The following is a 15,257-nucleotide window of genomic DNA, read 5'->3' as shown; positions in this document are numbered from 1 at the left end:
CACACACCGCCGGATCGTGCCAGCTCTGGTCCTCACCGAGCGCATGTTCATGCACTGGCGGTTGCACCCCATGGTGCCGCTGCAGTCGGTGCTGCTCCCCACACTGCTGCTGCTGACCTACTACCTGGTGATCAGCAAGTCGATGCTGGTGGTGACCGGGTCCGACAACCTCGGCACGCTCGTCCCGATGTGCATCGTGGCCGGCGCGATGATGGGGACGCTCAATGCCGGGTTCCACATACCCGCCGAACGCGACAGCGGACTGCTGAGCCGGTTCTGGATGATGCCGGTGCACCGGGGCAGCTTCCTGGTCGGGACCATGCTGGCCGAAGCGGCACAGACGTTGGTCGCCGCCTTTCTCATCCTGCTGGTCGGCTTGGCGCTCGGGTTGCAGTTCGACGGCCCCTGGCCCGCCGTCATTGCGTTCCTGTTGATCCCAGTCTTGGTCACGAGCGTCTTCGCGACCATCGTGATCGCCGTCGCCGTGCGCACCCACAGCGCCCCGCTGCTCACCCTGTTGGGCGGCAGCGCAATCGGTATGGCGTTCTGCACGGGTGGGGTGGCGCCGCTCGAGCACTTTCCCGAGTGGATTCAGCCCATCGCGCGCGCACAACCACTCACCCCCGTCATCGACACCATGCGGGCGCTGGTCGAAGGGGAACCGGCAGGCCGCTCGCTACTGATCGCGCTGGCATGGCTGATCGGGCTGGCTGCGGTTTTCGGACCGTTATCGGTGCGGGGGTATCGCGCGGCAGCGCAATCCGGTGGCGCAGGCTGAGCCAAGACACAACGTGTCGCCTAACCACGATTTCAGCTACGCCGCGACAGCCTGCACCGCTGGCGACGAAACGGCCACCGGGACGACGCTTGGCCAGTCATGCGGCCGCTACCCGGGGTAGCGCCCAGACGTAGCCCACACAGGAAACGACAAGCCCGCAATAATGGCCACAACCAAGCGTCGGACGACCGTTCGGCCCAGGGCGGCGATCCGCCGTGCTTGCGCGCCGTAGCCGGAGGTGCGTACAGGCATGTGACCAAACTGCATGGCCCGGCTCACTTTCGGGGCGCGTACGTGCCCCGCGGCAGGAGGAAACCGACGCGATGAAGTTCGCGATAGCCGTGCATGGCACCCGCGGTGACATCGAACCGTGTACGGCGGTGGCGCTCGAACTGATCCGCCGTGGCCATGATGTGTCGATGGCAGTCCCGCCGAATTTGATCTCCTTCGTCGAGGCGTGCGGCATCGCGCCCGCGAAACCCTACGGTGTGGATTCCCAGCAACAACTCGAAGCGTCGATCTTCCGCAAATCGTGGGGCATCCGGAGCCCACAGCGACAGTGGCGCGAGCTCGAGGACTACTTGAGCCAAGGTTGGGCCGAGATGAGCACTGCCCTGGTCAGATTGGCCCAGGACGCTGATGTGATCGTGGCGGGCACCACGTACCAGGAGGTGGCGGCCAATGTCGCCGAGTACCTCGACACCCCGCTGGCCACCGTCAATTTTTTTCCCTTTCGCCCCAACAGCGTGATGTACCCCCGCATACCCGGTTGGCTGGCACACACAATCTGGCCGATTGCCGAGTCGGTGTACTGGCGACTGATGAAGCGAGCGGAGACCGCCCAGCGGCACGAACTCGGATTACCCCGCACGCGAAAGCGAGCGATCCGCCGCATCGTCGAGCGCACCGCAGTGGAGATCCAGGCCTATGACCCCCTGTTTTTCGCCGGCCTCGCCGATGAGTGGGCTGGACGCCGACCGCTGATCGGTTCGCTCACCTTGCAGCTCGGCACCGACACAGACGCGGCAACTGACTCGTGGATCGACGAAGGGTCACCACCGATCTATTTCGGATTCGGCAGCATGCCGATCGAGTGTCCTTCGGCCGCAGTGGCAATGATCATGAAGGTCTGTGCTGAGCTCGGTGAACGTGCTCTGATCTGCTCCGGCGTATGGGGGGTCCCAGAGTCCTCGTCACCGCGTGTGCGCATCGTACGGAATATCAGTCATGCCAAGGTTTTTCCGAAATGTCGCGCGGTGGTTCACCATGGCGGAGCGGGTACCACGGCGGCGGGCCTGCGGGCCGGGATGCCCACGTTCGTCCTGTGGATCAGCGCCGAACAGCCGCTGTGGGCCAAACAGGTCACGAAACTCGGCGTCGGTACCTCCGAACGTTTTTCGATCGCCACACCCGAGTCCATCCGGTCCGGGCTACAGACCGTGCTGGCGCCGCGCTATCGGCGGCGCGCCGCCGAGGTAGCCGCGGAGATGACCACCCCACAGAGCAGCGTTTCGGCTGCGGCCGACCTCCTTGAGGCCGCGGCTCGCGACGGCCGCCCTGCGGCAAAGCAATCCAAAACGACCCACGCCGACCAGCCCGAAACATCGCCGGCAGTATTCGATCGCGGGGGGTGCGACATTCTCGTCGATCGGCCACATCAACCGAGGGTCCGGTTCAATTCCGTGCACCCGAGCGAACGCCGGATCCCCGTTGCCGAGTGATCGCGATCCGACACGGTTGCTGCCGATCGGGCTGACCCTCGTCGCCGCAGGCACCGTCATGGCCTCCGCGACCGGCCTCTGGCGCCACCGCAACCCTCGTCCCGACCCCCATTCCGCAGCGCTGCCCGGTCTCTCGGCGCAGCCTGTCTCTGTCCCACCTGAGCGGCCGGTCGAATACTGCTCCGTGGCAGCACACTTCGAGTCGACCGCGGGCCTGCACCCAAATCGTGTGGCAGTGCGCACCGCCACCCAGGCGGTCACCTACGGCGACTTGTTCACCGCGGCCTGCGCCGCGCGCGAAGTCGCGTCGGAGCACGGCGAATCACCACGTGTCGCGCTGATTCCGGCCCACCTCAACCCCGCGACGATAGCGACCATCCTGGGCCTCATCGCCGCCCGGACGATCGTGGTGGCACTCGACCCGGAGCTACCCGGCAACCGGGTCGAATCGATCGCGGCTATCCTCAGCGAACACGACTACGTGGTGGCTCGCCTCGGGGCACCCGGGCATACACCGGCCGCGACGACGGCGGGCCACGACACCCTGGGCGACGATGCCGCTATCGATGACGTCACCAGCATCCAATTCACCTCTGGCTCCACCGGAACACCGAAAGCGGTGCTGCACACCAACGGATTGTGGTTGGCCGACGCGCAGCTACTGAATGACCGGTTCGGCCTCGCCGACGGATGCACGGTGGCGCTGTGCATGCCGATCAGCTTTGCCGGCGGAATCAACGTCCTGATCGGGTCATTGCTCGGCGGCGCTGAGATCGTCGCCGTGGATCCGCGCGAGTACTCGGCCCGAGAAGCCTTCGATCGCATCGCGGAGTCCCGGGCTCAGGTGATCACCTGCACGCCGTCGTTCGTGGACGCCCTGCATCGGGCTGCCCGCGGCGCAACCTTGCCCTACATCGAGCGGATCGTCACCACTGGTGAGCCCATGCAGGCCCGCCACGTCAGGCTGGCCCGGGAGTTGGCACCCGCGGCGGTGATCACCAACTGGGTCGGCTCGACCGAGACACTGGCCATCGCCAGTCACGACATCGCGCCCACTGCGCCGCTACCACGCGGTGTGGTACCCGTGGGAATCCCGGCCCCGCACAAGAGGATCGAGATCAACGCTGACGGGATCGTGTCCATCACCTCCCGATATCTGGGCCCCGGGTATCTGGACCCCGCCGCGTCATCGGCCACCTTCTCCGACAACGGGGATGCCACCAGGACGTATGTCGGTGGTGATGTCGGACGCTGGGATGAGCACGGCAACCTGGTGCTGTCCGGCCGCGCGGACAACACCGTGAAGATCCGCGGGTATCTGGTCGAGCCGGCCGAGATCGAAGCGACGCTGTCGGCCTATGGCGATATCCGTGAAGTCGCTGTTGTCGCCGATCGCTCCGGGACACCGACGCTGACCGCCTACGTTGCACCTAGCACCACCGAACGGACGCCGTCAGTAGCCGAGTTGCGCACCCGGCTTCATCGAGATCTGCCGCACTGGATGGTGCCGGCCAACATCGAGATTCTGACCCATCTGCCACGGGGTGACCGCGGCAAGATCGACCGGATGGCGCTGCCGCGGCCGCACCGGGGGCCATTCGAACCGCCCTGCGGTGTCCACGAATCGATGACGGCGGCGCTGTGGGCCGAAGTGCTGTGCGTCGAACGTGTCGGCCGCACGGACAGCTTCTACGCGCTGGGCGGCGACTCGTTGTCAGTGGCGCAGATGCTGGTCGCACTCCGCGAATCCCACGGCATGACATTGAAACCCACGGATCTCGCGAGCGCGCCGACGGTCTCGGCATTCGCCGAACGACTGGCCACCGTCCGGCGCGAGGTGCGCGAACCTGCGGCCGGGCGCCGAATGCAGCCCACCACGACCCCCCTGCGAGCGCTGTCGCCCGACACCTCGGCTGCTCCCCTGTTCTGCTTCACCGGTGCCGGCGCATCCGCGTTGTGCTTTCTTCCGCTGGCCGAGCACATCGGACATCAGACCGCGGTCTACGCGTTCGAGCCGAGCGGACTGTCTGCGCGCGCGCTGCCCGACTGGTCGATACAGCGCTCCGTACAACGGCATTTGACGGACCTGCGCCACATCCAGCCGCACGGGCCCTACACCTTGGTGGGCCATTCGCTCGGGGCACATATCGCCCTCGAGACCGCGCGCGCACTGCAGGCAGCCGGCGAGACCGTCGACATGGTCGTCATGCTGGACCCGTGGCTATCCCCCCGCGTGGCCTGGGACGCCCGCAACGAACTGCCGGGTGCGACGGTCACACTTCAGACCGATAACGCGAACGGATTCGGGACATGGTGGGAGCGCCAGAAGACGGTTCCGCTGGCCGGACTCTTCTCCGCGAACTACGTCCGCAAGACACGGGCCATCGAAGAGGTCGGCATGATGGCCGCCTTCCGGCATCGGCCGGCACCGTGGGACGGGCGGGCACTACTGATCCGCAGCCACCTGAACACCGATGATCCGCGGCTGTGGCAACGAATCCTCAATGGCCCGACCATATCTGAAGTCCTGGACTGCGATCACCACTCAATGGTGCGCGCACCCCATATCGGTGCGGTCGTCGACCTCATCGTCGCGGCCCGCGAGCGCAAAAGCTAGGCAGTCGCGACTTCCGGCGTTTCTCGCGCGCTGGTGGTGTCGTTGCCCAGCCAGCGATACAGCGGAGCGGTGATCGCCGTGGTGGCGATCGCCAGACCGCACAGCATTGCGAACGCGAAGGGACTGATCAACCGTGCCTGGAAACCGACGGATGCGATGGCGATCTCGGTGACGCCACGGCAGTCCAGCAGCACACCCAGTTTGGCCGACTGCCGCCATGGCCATCGGCTGATCGACCCGAATACGAAGCCGGCCCCCAGCTTCGACCCCAACGCCACGAACCACAAGATGCCGACGCACGCCAACCCGCGCCAACTCACCAGATCGTGCAACGCCTGCAACGGGACCGACATCGCGATGCTGACGAAGAAGGCCGGCCACAGCACGTTGACCACCGAATTGAACCCTCGGCCCGAGGAGGCTTCGCCCAGCGCGGCGGGGAAGGAGAACCCCGCGATCACCGCACCGATCGCCGGATGAAAGCCGAGAAGCTGTGTCGCCGTGGCCCCGACGAGCGCAGAGACCGCCATCATGACCGCCAGTGAAGTGCCCTGTTGGAGCGCATCGGTGCGGGATACCACCCGCGGAATGACGAATACGGCGACCACCAGCAGAGCCGCCCCGATCGCCAGCGTCCCGGGTGACAGCGCGCTGGCATGCGAGACAACGACCAAGGAAGTCACCAGGATCCAGGCAAAACCATCGGTGACGACGGAGATGCGCAGCGCCGCTTGCGCGACAGGCAGCAACCCGATTCCCAAGTCCTTGACGATCAATACCAGCACCGGCACCGCCGTGACACCCAGCGCGATACCCACGAAAAGCCAGCCATACGCGTCGTGGTGATCTGCTACACCGAGGCGCGCAGCGAATGGCCACGCCGCCAGTACGGACACACCGATCGGGATGACGACACACGGCGCGACCCGCCATCCGATGGACGTGTCGCCCAGCTTGCCGAAGCGCCGCAGTTCATTACCGGCCGCGAACATCAAGAGAAGCAGGCCAGCGGTTCCCACCGCGTCGAGAAGTTGGCGCGATGTCGTGGGAATGAGCACTCCCCGAATCGATTCGGGGCACGCTGCCAACGTGGTACCCATCGCGGTGCCGACGACGATCGGCCCGAGAACCCTTGGCTGACCGAACCTGCCGAACAGATCTCCCACTATCACCGAGCCGATCACAATCACGGCCAGAACGGTCAGTCCTTGTAGCGCGGCCCCGAGTGGCATCGACTCAACCCAGGGCTCGGCTGGACACCAACACCGGCGCAGGCGACTCCGAGGAACTATAGGTGCCGCCCAGCAGCGGACTGTCCACCCAGTTCAGGGTCGGCGTGCCCATCATGTGTTTCTGGTGCACGAACGACGGTGTCAACTGAAGGAGTGCATGGCGCAACGCCATGTCCCGACGGTTCTCGACGGGCTCGGAATAGAGGTCCGCCAGAGCAGTCCGCCCAAGGTTGTGCGGCCCGACGATCCGGTAGCCGGACTGATTGAAGCTGCCAAACCACAACTGGATGAACAACTTCGGGTTGAACAACATCTTGCGCATCGGAACGAGGCAGCCGATCTCACGCGCCAGCGAGTCCAGATACATCACCTGTGAGGGGATCGACTCGGTCTGTCGCGGGCTCAGTGCTGTCCAGTGCTCTTCCCATTCCTTCTCCCGCGCGATGACGGCATCGAGGTCGGCAGGCAACTGTTGCCTACCGCTGCACACCCGCGCGAAAAAGCGGGCCTGCATTTCCGCGCAGATCGGAATTCCGCCCGAGAACGGCCGGACGAAGCCGATGAAAGCCGCCGTCCCGTTGAACTCGGGATGCAGGAAGTGTTTGTAGAGGTTGCGGACATTGCCGTCTTTGACGTCAAGGTCGCCGATGGCGAAATCGTGTTCGAAACCCGTGCACAGCACGACAGTGTCGAACTCGCCCTTACCCGAGTCCCGGAACGTGACGGTGTTGCCGACCGAGGATTCAATGCCCGCATCGTTCAGGGTGACTCGGCCGGCCGCGATGGAGGGGATGAAGCTGACGTTCTTGCAGAAGATGCGCCGCGGGCTCCAACTGCCCTCCGGGTGGGAACGGCGATTCCACGTCTCGATCAGCTTCCAGTTCTCGGCATTATCCAGCGTCGCCACGTCGAGTCTCGCGGGATCGATGGACTCGCCCATCGGGTTGAGGGCCGACTCGGCACCCGCGTCACGGCGCACGCCGAACATGCCGAGCACCGAGGTGGCGAAGCCATAGACCACCGACATCGCCAGGAACAGCACTTTCGCGAGTGTGCTGCGCCCCCAGAAGGTTTGAAATTCCAGGGGATAGGTGGTGGCACGGCGATACATCTCGTGGTGATGGGCCCGCACGGTGCCATGATCGGTCGTCCGGTTTCGGTCCGACACTCGGGGCAACAAATAGGAGTACGACCGGATGGACAGCGTGCAGGAAGCGGCGACGTCGCCGACCTGGCGAACAATATCGGCTCCCGACTCGGCAAGACCGACGATCAGCACACGCTTGCCGCGGAAACGCTCGTTGTTCCGGTACTCGCAGGAATGCACGATCTCACCGGTGAAGTTCTCGAGCCCTTCGATGCTCCGGTTCGGGGTCTTGAACGGTCCGGAGCACACCGCCACAGCGTCGAATGGTTCCTTGGAATCGATACCGTCACGGCGCACCGACACCACCCAGCGATCCGAAACCCGTTGGATAGTGGTGACTTCGCTGCCGAATCGGATGCGCTCGCCCAGACCGAAGCGATCGGCATACGCGTTGAGGTAGTCGAAGTATTCGCCCCGTGAGTAGAACCTCCGCTCCCCCTGGAACGGATAGTCCGAGTAGGCCATCAGTTTCATCGAGATGGTGAGGTACAGGTCGTCGTAGGCCTTCATCTGGTCGCCATCGCCGTCGTAGCGAAGCCAGATGCCGCCGATATCCGGGTTCTTGTCGAAGCACACAACGTCGTGGCCTTCATCGAGGAGCTGCTTGACAGTCGTGAGTCCACACGGACCCGCTCCGACGACACAGACCTTCATGAAACCTCCGACATTCCTCACCAAGACCAGCGCACCCCGCAGAAATATTAGGGCTGGCTTACTTGAATGTGGGGGCTACCTTTTGGGGCCGAAAGCACTGGCGGGTACGAGCCCCGGCTGGTGTGCAGCCGGGACCCGTACCCGCATCAATGTGTGACGAGCTGGGGATCGCTAGCTGTTGCTCGCGTTTCCGTCGTTACCCTGGTTGCCGGTGCCGCCGCCGCCGGCGCCACCCGCGCCGCCGTTACCGCCGGTGCTGGCCTTGCCCGCACCGCCGGTGGCGTTGCCACCGCTACCACCGTTGCCACCGACACCAGTCTTGGTGCCGCCGTTGCCGTTTCCGACGAAGATGCCGCCGGAACCACCGGTGCCACCGTTGCCGCCCCGGGCGACTCCGCCCGTGGCGCTGCCACCGTTACGGCCCGCGCCGCCGCTGCCGCCGATGGTGCCACCGTTGCCGCCGTTACCGCCACGGCCGCCGATGGTGTTGCCACCCTCGGTCGACGTCGCGCTACCGCCGGTGCCACCGCGGCCACCGAGTCCGGACAAACCACCGCTGCCGCCGGCGCCGCCCGCGCCACCAGTGGCACTGCCGGCTTCTGATGTGGCGCTACCACCCGAGCCGCCGCTGGGGCTCTGCGCCAGGAAGCGTCCGCCGCCGTCGCCGCCGGCGCCGCCGACCGCCTTGCCACTCTGGTAGGCAGTGGCATTGCCGCCCTTACCACCATTGCCGACCAGGTCGGGGATGCCGTTGCCGGACAGCGCTGCGTAGCCGCCGGAGCCGCCCTTACCACCCGTGGCGGTCTGGCTGCTGGTGCCGCCGGTGCCGTCGGCCAGGCCGACCGTCGCCGAACCACCCGCGCCGCCTGCGCCTGGTCCGTAGTCGCTGGGGGCGCCTTCGGTCGGCAATCCCCACAGCGAGGTGCCGCCATTGCCGCCGTTGCCGGCGGTTGCGTTGCCGTTCACCGACGACGCCGCACCACCCGCGCCGCCGTTGCCAGCCTTGCTGGCACCCGCGCCGCCCGCGAGTGCGCTCAGCGCCGCGAGTTGGCCGCCGTTGCCGCCCTTACCGCCGTTGCCGGCCACCGCGTTTGCTCCTGCGCCCGCGGCGCTGGTGTTGACGTCGGAACCGCCGGCGCCACCGTTGCCGCCGTTCCCGGAGAACAGACCCGCGTTGCCGCCGCTGCCACCGTTGGTGGCCGCGGACTTGAGCGTGCCGTCCTGGTTGTACACAGCGTTCAGACCGGCAGCGCCATTTCCGCCGTTGCCGCCGAACCAGCCTGCGTTACCACCGTTACCGCCATTGGCGCCGTTGCCGCCATTGCCGTAGAGCAGGCCGCCGGCGCCGCCGTTGCACGCGGCACCCTCGCAGCCCGCAGCGGCGTCAGCACCGTTGCCGACGAGGAATCCACCGGAGGCTGACGCGGTGGCCGTAGCCGACGCGGCCGCGGTGCTCACGACATCGGTACCCGAGGCGCAGCCGGGCGCGGCGACCCCGCCGATCGTCTCGCAGGAGACGAGCTTGACGCTGGCCTGAGCCGAAACCGCCGTCGGCTCATCGCCGACTAGCGCGGCCGCGGCCGCTGCCAACGCGAAAAGCCCAACCAGAGCCGCCCCTGCGACTCCCGTCGTCGTCACGTGTTTCTTTGTGAAATACGTTGCGGCCATTGGAGTTTTGACCTTCGCGTTCATACAATCCCTTTGCAGTTAACGGCCTAGCCGCGGTGGCTGGCGCTGGTTCTGTGCGTTTCCTGAGAGAAATGCAGCATCATCTTTGGATCCGCTGTCACCCCGGTCAATACCTACGTCTGGCGCTCAGAGCGGATTTCGGCTCGCGTTCCCGGCCGCATCGGCTGCGTCGCTCGCCGTGTCCTCCCACCGAAAACCCTAGGTCACAGGGCGTATCGCGTCGACCGTCGCGGCGCAGCTGGCGTGGGTGGAAACCTCTCCAGAAATCAATGTGGAAAGCACCGGCCAAGTGTTGCTCCAACCAGTTGACGCGCTCGGGCCGAACATATTGCGACATAAAGCATTCCGGCCGACTCAGGCCAGATGCCGGCAGTCGGCGTCCGCGAGGTCAAGGACCTCCCGCGCGCCGCACAGTGCCGCACGGCTGCGATCGAGCGCCGAGGCCTGCCACAGCACCGGCGCCTCCACGCTGACCGGAACATCGCGCGGAAGCGCACGCAGCATCCCAACCAGGTCGATGTTCCCGGCACCAGGGAACAGCCGCGCATTGCGGCCCTGGTACCGCAAGGCCTCGACGGTCGTCGGCCGCTCGGGCACACCGTCACAGATCTGGACGTAACGAAACCAATCGCTGGGCAACGCCGCCAGATCCGCCGGAGTGTTCAGTGCCCGGTCGTAGTGCAGGGCGTCGACCAGTAGCCCGACATTGGGGTGGCCGCAGCGGGCCACGATGGCTGCGCCCTGCTGAAGGTTCGCGACATCCGTCCACGGCATCGGCTCGAGATTGGCTGCCAACGCGTAATCGGCTGCCAGATCGGCAAGTTCGCCCAAATTGTCGGCGAGGCGGGCGTGATCGGGGTCGTTGCCGGTGACGAGGATCTGACTGGCGCCCAAGTAGGCACCGGTCTCGACGAAGGCGGCGAAGTCACGCCGGATCCGGGTTTGAGGTGTCAGGCGTAGGACCTCGATATCGATCAAGGCCAACCCGGTGTCATCGAGCCTGCGGCGGGTCTCGCGAATCAGCGGGGTCATGCCGATCGTGGGGCGCAGCGGCTCGGCGTCGGTGGCACGGATCAGGCGAAGCCCGACCGCATCGAAACCGGCCTGCGCTGCGCACTCGACCATCTCAGCAGGGTCCAGCTCAAGCACCGTGAGCGGCGCCAACGAGATCGGGCGGGTCACACCAGCTATCCGGGCGACGTCACATCCGGGTCTCACCATGATCACTCCTCGTCCCCCACCACCTCCCGTGGTCGCCGGCCGTGCCATTGTCGAACACTTCGGCCGGAAATTGGGGGCCCCCTCTCCGGCGAAGGGCCGGGCCCTGGTATCCCAGGAGCCCGGCCCTTCCAACGTGCGAGTCACTTCGAGCTGAACGAACCCGATGAGCTCGATGCCGTGGCCCGGGCGTTATGCCCGCTGCCGGCCGCCTTCTTCGCACCACCGGCGCTCGGAGCGGTCGAGGTCCTGTCACCGGCGGCGTCGGCCGAACTGGCACTGGTCTTCTTGGCGACCTCACCGTCTTGACACTCACCGCCAAGTCCGTCGCGGGCGCGGCGGTGACGGCCGCGGTGGCGGCAGCCGCCGAGGGTTTCCCCGATCGCGTTGGCAAAGTTCTGAGCGATGATCTGGGGGATCCCAGGCACCGGCACGGTGCCAGCGCGCGCAGTAGTGGTGAGCAGCGTGCCGTAGATCGGTTGCAGCGTGGCCAGCAGGCCGAACAGCAGACATTTCGCTGGACGACGGAGTGACAGGGCTGACGGCGATAGTGCCGGCCGTCACCATCGCCGCACCAGCGATGAACAGTTTGTTGAGAGCTAAGCCAATGCGGCCCGAGCGCGGGACGTCACCCCATTGCCGCAGGCAGCCCGTAAGGGTAGCCTTACCAAATTCCATGACGTACCCTTCCCAGCCATGGACTCTTCGACGATCAGTGGCGAGCTGGCGAGCATCTTCCGTGAAGATCTCCAGATCGACGTGTCTCGGTTCACACCGGATTCCCACCTGATCGATGAGGTCGGACTCGATTCGGTGGCCTTCGCGGTCGGCATGGTCGCCATCGAGGAGAAGCTCGGCGTTGTGCTGTCGGAGGAAGAGTTGCTGGCCTGCAACACCCTCGCTGACCTCGACACAGCGATCCGCAATAAAGCACAGGGATGAACGCACTTGCCTCGGCACTGACGGAGTCGCTGACATGGTCGACCACCGACCTGGTCATCCTCGACCGCGAGACCGATACCTGGCGACCGTACCCATGGCGAGAGGTGCACGCGCGCGCCCAGCAGGCCGCCGCGCTCATTCGTGAAACGGGCTCCCCGGCAATAGGTCTGGTCGGAGAACCGACGATCGAACTGGTCGCCACCCTCTTCGGTGCGTTGATATCCGGTCGAGGCCTGTCCATCCTGCCGACCATGACTCGCGGTGCCGATCCGGCCCAGTGGGCAGCGACCACCCTGGCACGTTTCGGCGGTATCGGCGTCGGCGCGGTATTCAGCCACGGCGCCGAACTGGACCTGCTGCTCGAGGGCAACTCTGTGGTGGCCGTCCACGATCTCGCGAAAATCAACGGCTATCCGGCCGGCATGGTCGAGGTCGCGCACACCAATATCGCCGTCCTGCAGGGGACGGCCGGGTCCACCGGTTATCCGCGCACCGCTGTGCTGTCACCCGATGCGGTACTCAACAACGCCCGCGGCCTGATTCAGCGCCTCGGAGTGAACCCGGCCGACGTGGGCTGCCTGTGGTTGCCGCTCTACCACGACATGGGCTTGGCCTGCCTGGTCAGTTCTGCCATATCCGGCATGTCGCTGTGGCTGGCACCGACTGCGGCGTTCGCTGCCTCGCCGTTCCGGTGGCTGAAGTGGATCTCGAAGAGCCGCGCCACGATCACCGCGGGCCCCAACTTCGCCTACAACTTGCTCGGCAAGTACTCCAGCCGAGTCAGCGATGTCGACCTCAGCAGTGTCCGGGTCGCAATCAACGGTGGCGAGCCGATCGATTGCGACGGCTTCGCGCGATTCGCAACCGCGATGGGGCCGTTCGGATTTCGCGCGTCAGCCGCTGCCCCCGCCTATGGCCTGGCTGAATCGGTCTGCGCGGTCACCATGCCGGCCGCCGGCACCGGTTTGCTGGTCGACGAGGTCGACGGCCCGACGGGCAAGCAGCGCCAAGCACTTCTCGGGCCGCCCATCCAAGGGATCGAGATCCGTACCGTCCCCTTCGACAACGCTCCGCCCGGTGTCGGGCAGATCGAGATCCGCAGTACCTCGCTGATGAGCGGCTACCTCGGAGAGGAGCCGATCGATAGCGAGAACTGGTACCCCACAGGTGATCTCGGCTATCTGACGGAAGATGGACTGGTCGTCTGCGGGCGTGCCAAAGAGGTCATCTGGGTTGCCGGTCGCAATATCTTCCCCAGTGAGGTCGAGCAGGTCGTCGCCCAGATTCCCGGCGTGCGTGAGGGTGCGGTGGTGGCCGTGAGCACCCCACCCGGTTCCCCTCGTCCAGGATTGGTGGTGGCAGCCGAATTCCGCGGTCGCGACGAGGCGGCAGCCCGCACCGCGGTGACCCAGCGGGTGGCCGCGGTGTGCGGAGTCGCCCCCGCCACCGTCATGTTGCTGGCACCCGGGTCACTGCCCAGGACGTCGTCGGGCAAGTTGCGCCGTCTGGCAGTGCAGAGTCAACTGGAATCGGCGGCCGTATGACTGGGTTCACCGAACTACTGGCCGCCACCTTCGACGAGCAGGTCGCACTCTGGACCGCCGAAGCCGAAGCGAGCGAACGATTTCCGCGGCAGCTGATCGAACACCTGGGCAAGTCCGGGGTGTTCCGCCACAAATGGGGTGAGCCCACTCAAACCCAGGCCGATCTCGGCAAGCTCATCGCGCTGGCGTCCGCGCTCGGCGACCAAATGTCGGCGGGTATCGCCGTCGGAGCCAGCCTGCACGACTCGGCAATCGCGATTTTGCGCCGCTTCGCCAGATCCGATTACCTGCGTGACATCTGCGAGCAGGCCATCGACGGCGACGCCGTGTTGTGCATCGGCGCATCGGAGGAATCGGGCGGGTCAGATCTGCAGATCTGTAAAACCACAATTCGCCAGCGCGACGGCGGATTCGACGTACGCGGGACCAAGAAGTTCGTCTCGCTGTCCCCCATCGCCGATCACATCATCGTCGTCGCCCGCAGTGTCGACTACGACGCCGGGAGCCGGCACGGCAATGTCGCGCTGGTAGCGGTACCGACCGCGAACGTCGATGTGCAACCGCCCTATCGCAAACTCAGCGCCGGACCGCTGGACACCGCGGCAGTCCACATCGACACCTGGGTACCCGAAGACGCACTCGTGGCGCGCTCCGGCACCGGCCTGGCCGCCATCAGCTGGGGTCTTGCCCACGAACGTGTCTCCGTGGCCGCGCAGGTCGCGGCGTCATGTGAGCGAGCCATCGGAATCACGTTGGCGCGCATGATGACCCGCAAGCAGTTCGGTCAAACGCTCTTCGAACACCAGGCGCTGCGGTTGCGGATCGCCGACCTCTCCGCGCGCGTGTCACTGCTACGCCACGCCCTCGACGGTTTCGCCGCGGGAGGCCGCCTCGATCTGCGTACCGCCGCGGCGTTCAAAGTCAGCGCCGCGCGACTGGGCGAGGAGGTCGCCGGGGAGTGCCTGCACATCTTCGGCGGCTCGGCATTCCTGGTCGACGAGACACCGCTGGGCCGATGGTGGCGTGACATGAAGCTGGCCCGCGTCGGTGGTGGTACCGACGAAGTGCTGTGGGAGTTGGTCGCCGCCGGGCTCAAACCCGACTTCGACGGCTACGCCAAGTTCGTCGGGCGCTCGAACGAATAGAGCGCCATCCGCCGGTTCGCCATGTCGTGCTCGCCGAGGAACTGGCAGCCGACGAATTCGCACAGCCGCCGAGCGGATGTGTTGCGATGGTCGGGGTCGAACATCACACGGCGACAGCGCGGTTCGATAGCGAACAAACTGGCGACGATACGCGGGAGCAGGCGTGGCGCCAGGCCCCGGTTCACGGCGCTCAGATCAGCGATCGCGGCGTGCAGCCCGAGGTCCCACGGATCGACGCCATAACGGGGAGCGATTGAATCCTTTGCGGCCCGATAGATCTCGAGATACGCACCGTCAACACCGTTGAGGCTGGCGATCAATGGCAGCGAATAGGAGCCGCCGAGTTGGGCCAGAAGATGGTTGCGCCAGCGCTCGACCGGCCAGTCGTATTCCCACGCCTCGGCCAGGTGCGGCCGGTTCATCCACTCGGCGACCACCTCGGCATCCGACTCAGTGGCCGCACGAAGTGAGTACGGCGCGTCGACGACCGGAACCGGGGGCGCCGGCACCGCTGCCACCTCGTCAGACAGGTCGGTCAGCGCACGGGCAAGAACAAGCTCGGTCATCGTT

General features: G+C 66.0%; 12 protein-coding genes. 6 read left to right on the top strand and 6 right to left on the bottom strand.

The window, feature by feature from the left end; all coding sequences use genetic code 11:
• Positions 1-16 precede the first annotated feature (16 nt).
• The 3 genes from G6N13_RS09620 (at position 17) to G6N13_RS09610 (ending at position 5,116) form a co-directional block, all read left to right on the top strand.
• On the top strand, positions 17-778 hold the full coding sequence (locus tag G6N13_RS09620) for an ABC transporter permease (protein ID WP_235677983.1): 762 nt from the start codon (positions 17-19) through the stop codon (positions 776-778).
• 323 nt (positions 779-1,101) lie between these two features.
• Complete coding sequence (locus G6N13_RS09615; protein ID WP_163696537.1) at positions 1,102-2,499, top strand: glycosyltransferase; 1,398 nt, start codon at positions 1,102-1,104, stop codon at positions 2,497-2,499.
• A gap of 184 nt (positions 2,500-2,683) precedes the next feature.
• Positions 2,684-5,116: an alpha/beta hydrolase gene (locus G6N13_RS09610; protein ID WP_163696534.1), complete on the top strand. Its 2,433-nt coding sequence runs from the start codon at positions 2,684-2,686 to the stop codon at positions 5,114-5,116.
• Here the strand turns inward: G6N13_RS09610 and G6N13_RS09605 are convergent.
• The 5 genes from G6N13_RS09605 to G6N13_RS09585 all read right to left on the bottom strand — a co-directional run bounded on the left by G6N13_RS09605 (position 5,113) and on the right by G6N13_RS09585 (position 11,490).
• Positions 5,113-6,348, bottom strand: coding sequence for a cation:proton antiporter (locus G6N13_RS09605; RefSeq protein WP_163696532.1), 1,236 nt, complete (start codon positions 6,346-6,348; stop codon positions 5,113-5,115). The two genes, G6N13_RS09610 and G6N13_RS09605, sit on opposite strands and share 4 nt — an antisense overlap.
• 4 nt (positions 6,349-6,352) lie before the next feature.
• On the bottom strand, positions 6,353-8,149 hold the full coding sequence (locus G6N13_RS09600) for a flavin-containing monooxygenase (RefSeq protein WP_163696529.1): 1,797 nt from the start codon (positions 8,147-8,149) through the stop codon (positions 6,353-6,355).
• A 171-nt stretch (positions 8,150-8,320) separates the two neighbouring features.
• A complete protein-coding gene (locus G6N13_RS25660; RefSeq protein ID WP_163696527.1) occupies positions 8,321-9,787 on the bottom strand; it encodes a hypothetical protein in 1,467 nt (488 codons plus the stop codon).
• A gap of 405 nt (positions 9,788-10,192) precedes the next feature.
• A complete protein-coding gene (locus G6N13_RS09590) occupies positions 10,193-11,059 on the bottom strand; it encodes a sugar phosphate isomerase/epimerase family protein (protein ID WP_163696525.1) in 867 nt (288 codons plus the stop codon).
• Positions 11,060-11,199: 140 nt separating this feature from the next.
• Positions 11,200-11,490 carry a hypothetical protein gene (locus G6N13_RS09585; protein ID WP_163696523.1) on the bottom strand — a complete coding sequence of 97 codons (291 nt, stop codon included), beginning with the start codon at positions 11,488-11,490 and terminating at the stop codon, positions 11,200-11,202.
• Positions 11,491-11,752: 262 nt separating this feature from the next.
• Here G6N13_RS09585 and G6N13_RS09580 point away from each other — a divergent pair, with 262 nt between their 5' ends.
• Genes G6N13_RS09580 through G6N13_RS09570 form a run of 3 tightly spaced genes read left to right on the top strand, consistent with a single transcriptional unit; the run spans position 11,753 to position 14,687 of the window.
• Complete coding sequence (locus tag G6N13_RS09580) at positions 11,753-11,998, top strand: acyl carrier protein (protein ID WP_163696521.1); 246 nt, start codon at positions 11,753-11,755, stop codon at positions 11,996-11,998.
• Positions 11,995-13,542, top strand: a complete 1,548-nt coding sequence (gene mbtM / locus G6N13_RS09575; protein ID WP_163696519.1) for a long-chain-fatty acid--ACP ligase MbtM — start codon at positions 11,995-11,997, stop codon at positions 13,540-13,542. Before G6N13_RS09580 ends, mbtM begins: the two co-directional genes overlap by 4 nt.
• Entirely contained in the window at positions 13,539-14,687 is a 1,149-nt protein-coding gene (locus G6N13_RS09570; protein ID WP_163696517.1) for an acyl-CoA dehydrogenase family protein, read from the top strand. Before mbtM ends, G6N13_RS09570 begins: the two co-directional genes overlap by 4 nt.
• Here the strand turns inward: G6N13_RS09570 and G6N13_RS09565 are convergent.
• A complete protein-coding gene (locus G6N13_RS09565; protein WP_163696515.1) occupies positions 14,654-15,253 on the bottom strand; it encodes a GNAT family N-acetyltransferase in 600 nt (199 codons plus the stop codon). The two genes, G6N13_RS09570 and G6N13_RS09565, sit on opposite strands and share 34 nt — an antisense overlap.
• Positions 15,254-15,257: the final 4 nt, after the last annotated feature.

The organism is Mycolicibacterium sarraceniae, assembly GCF_010731875.1.
Classification (GTDB): domain Bacteria; phylum Actinomycetota; class Actinomycetes; order Mycobacteriales; family Mycobacteriaceae; genus Mycobacterium; species Mycobacterium sarraceniae.
The sequence above is the reverse complement of the archived record's forward strand: the minus strand, read 5'-3'. Positions and strand labels throughout refer to the sequence as shown.

Excerpts from the sequence above, each read along its gene's own strand:
- G6N13_RS09615 (WP_163696537.1), top strand. The coding sequence starts at position 1,102 with ATGAAGTTCGCGATAGCCGTGCATGGCACCCGCGGTGACATCGAACCG.
- G6N13_RS09605 (WP_163696532.1), bottom strand. The coding sequence starts at position 6,348 with ATGCCACTCGGGGCCGCGCTACAAGGACTGACCGTTCTGGCCGTGATT.
- G6N13_RS09600 (WP_163696529.1), bottom strand. The coding sequence starts at position 8,149 with ATGAAGGTCTGTGTCGTCGGAGCGGGTCCGTGTGGACTCACGACTGTC.
- G6N13_RS09590 (WP_163696525.1), bottom strand. The coding sequence starts at position 11,059 with ATGGTGAGACCCGGATGTGACGTCGCCCGGATAGCTGGTGTGACCCGC.
- G6N13_RS09580 (WP_163696521.1), top strand. The coding sequence starts at position 11,753 with ATGGACTCTTCGACGATCAGTGGCGAGCTGGCGAGCATCTTCCGTGAA.
- mbtM (WP_163696519.1), top strand. The coding sequence starts at position 11,995 with ATGAACGCACTTGCCTCGGCACTGACGGAGTCGCTGACATGGTCGACC.
- G6N13_RS09570 (WP_163696517.1), top strand. The coding sequence starts at position 13,539 with ATGACTGGGTTCACCGAACTACTGGCCGCCACCTTCGACGAGCAGGTC.
- G6N13_RS09565 (WP_163696515.1), bottom strand. The coding sequence starts at position 15,253 with ATGACCGAGCTTGTTCTTGCCCGTGCGCTGACCGACCTGTCTGACGAG.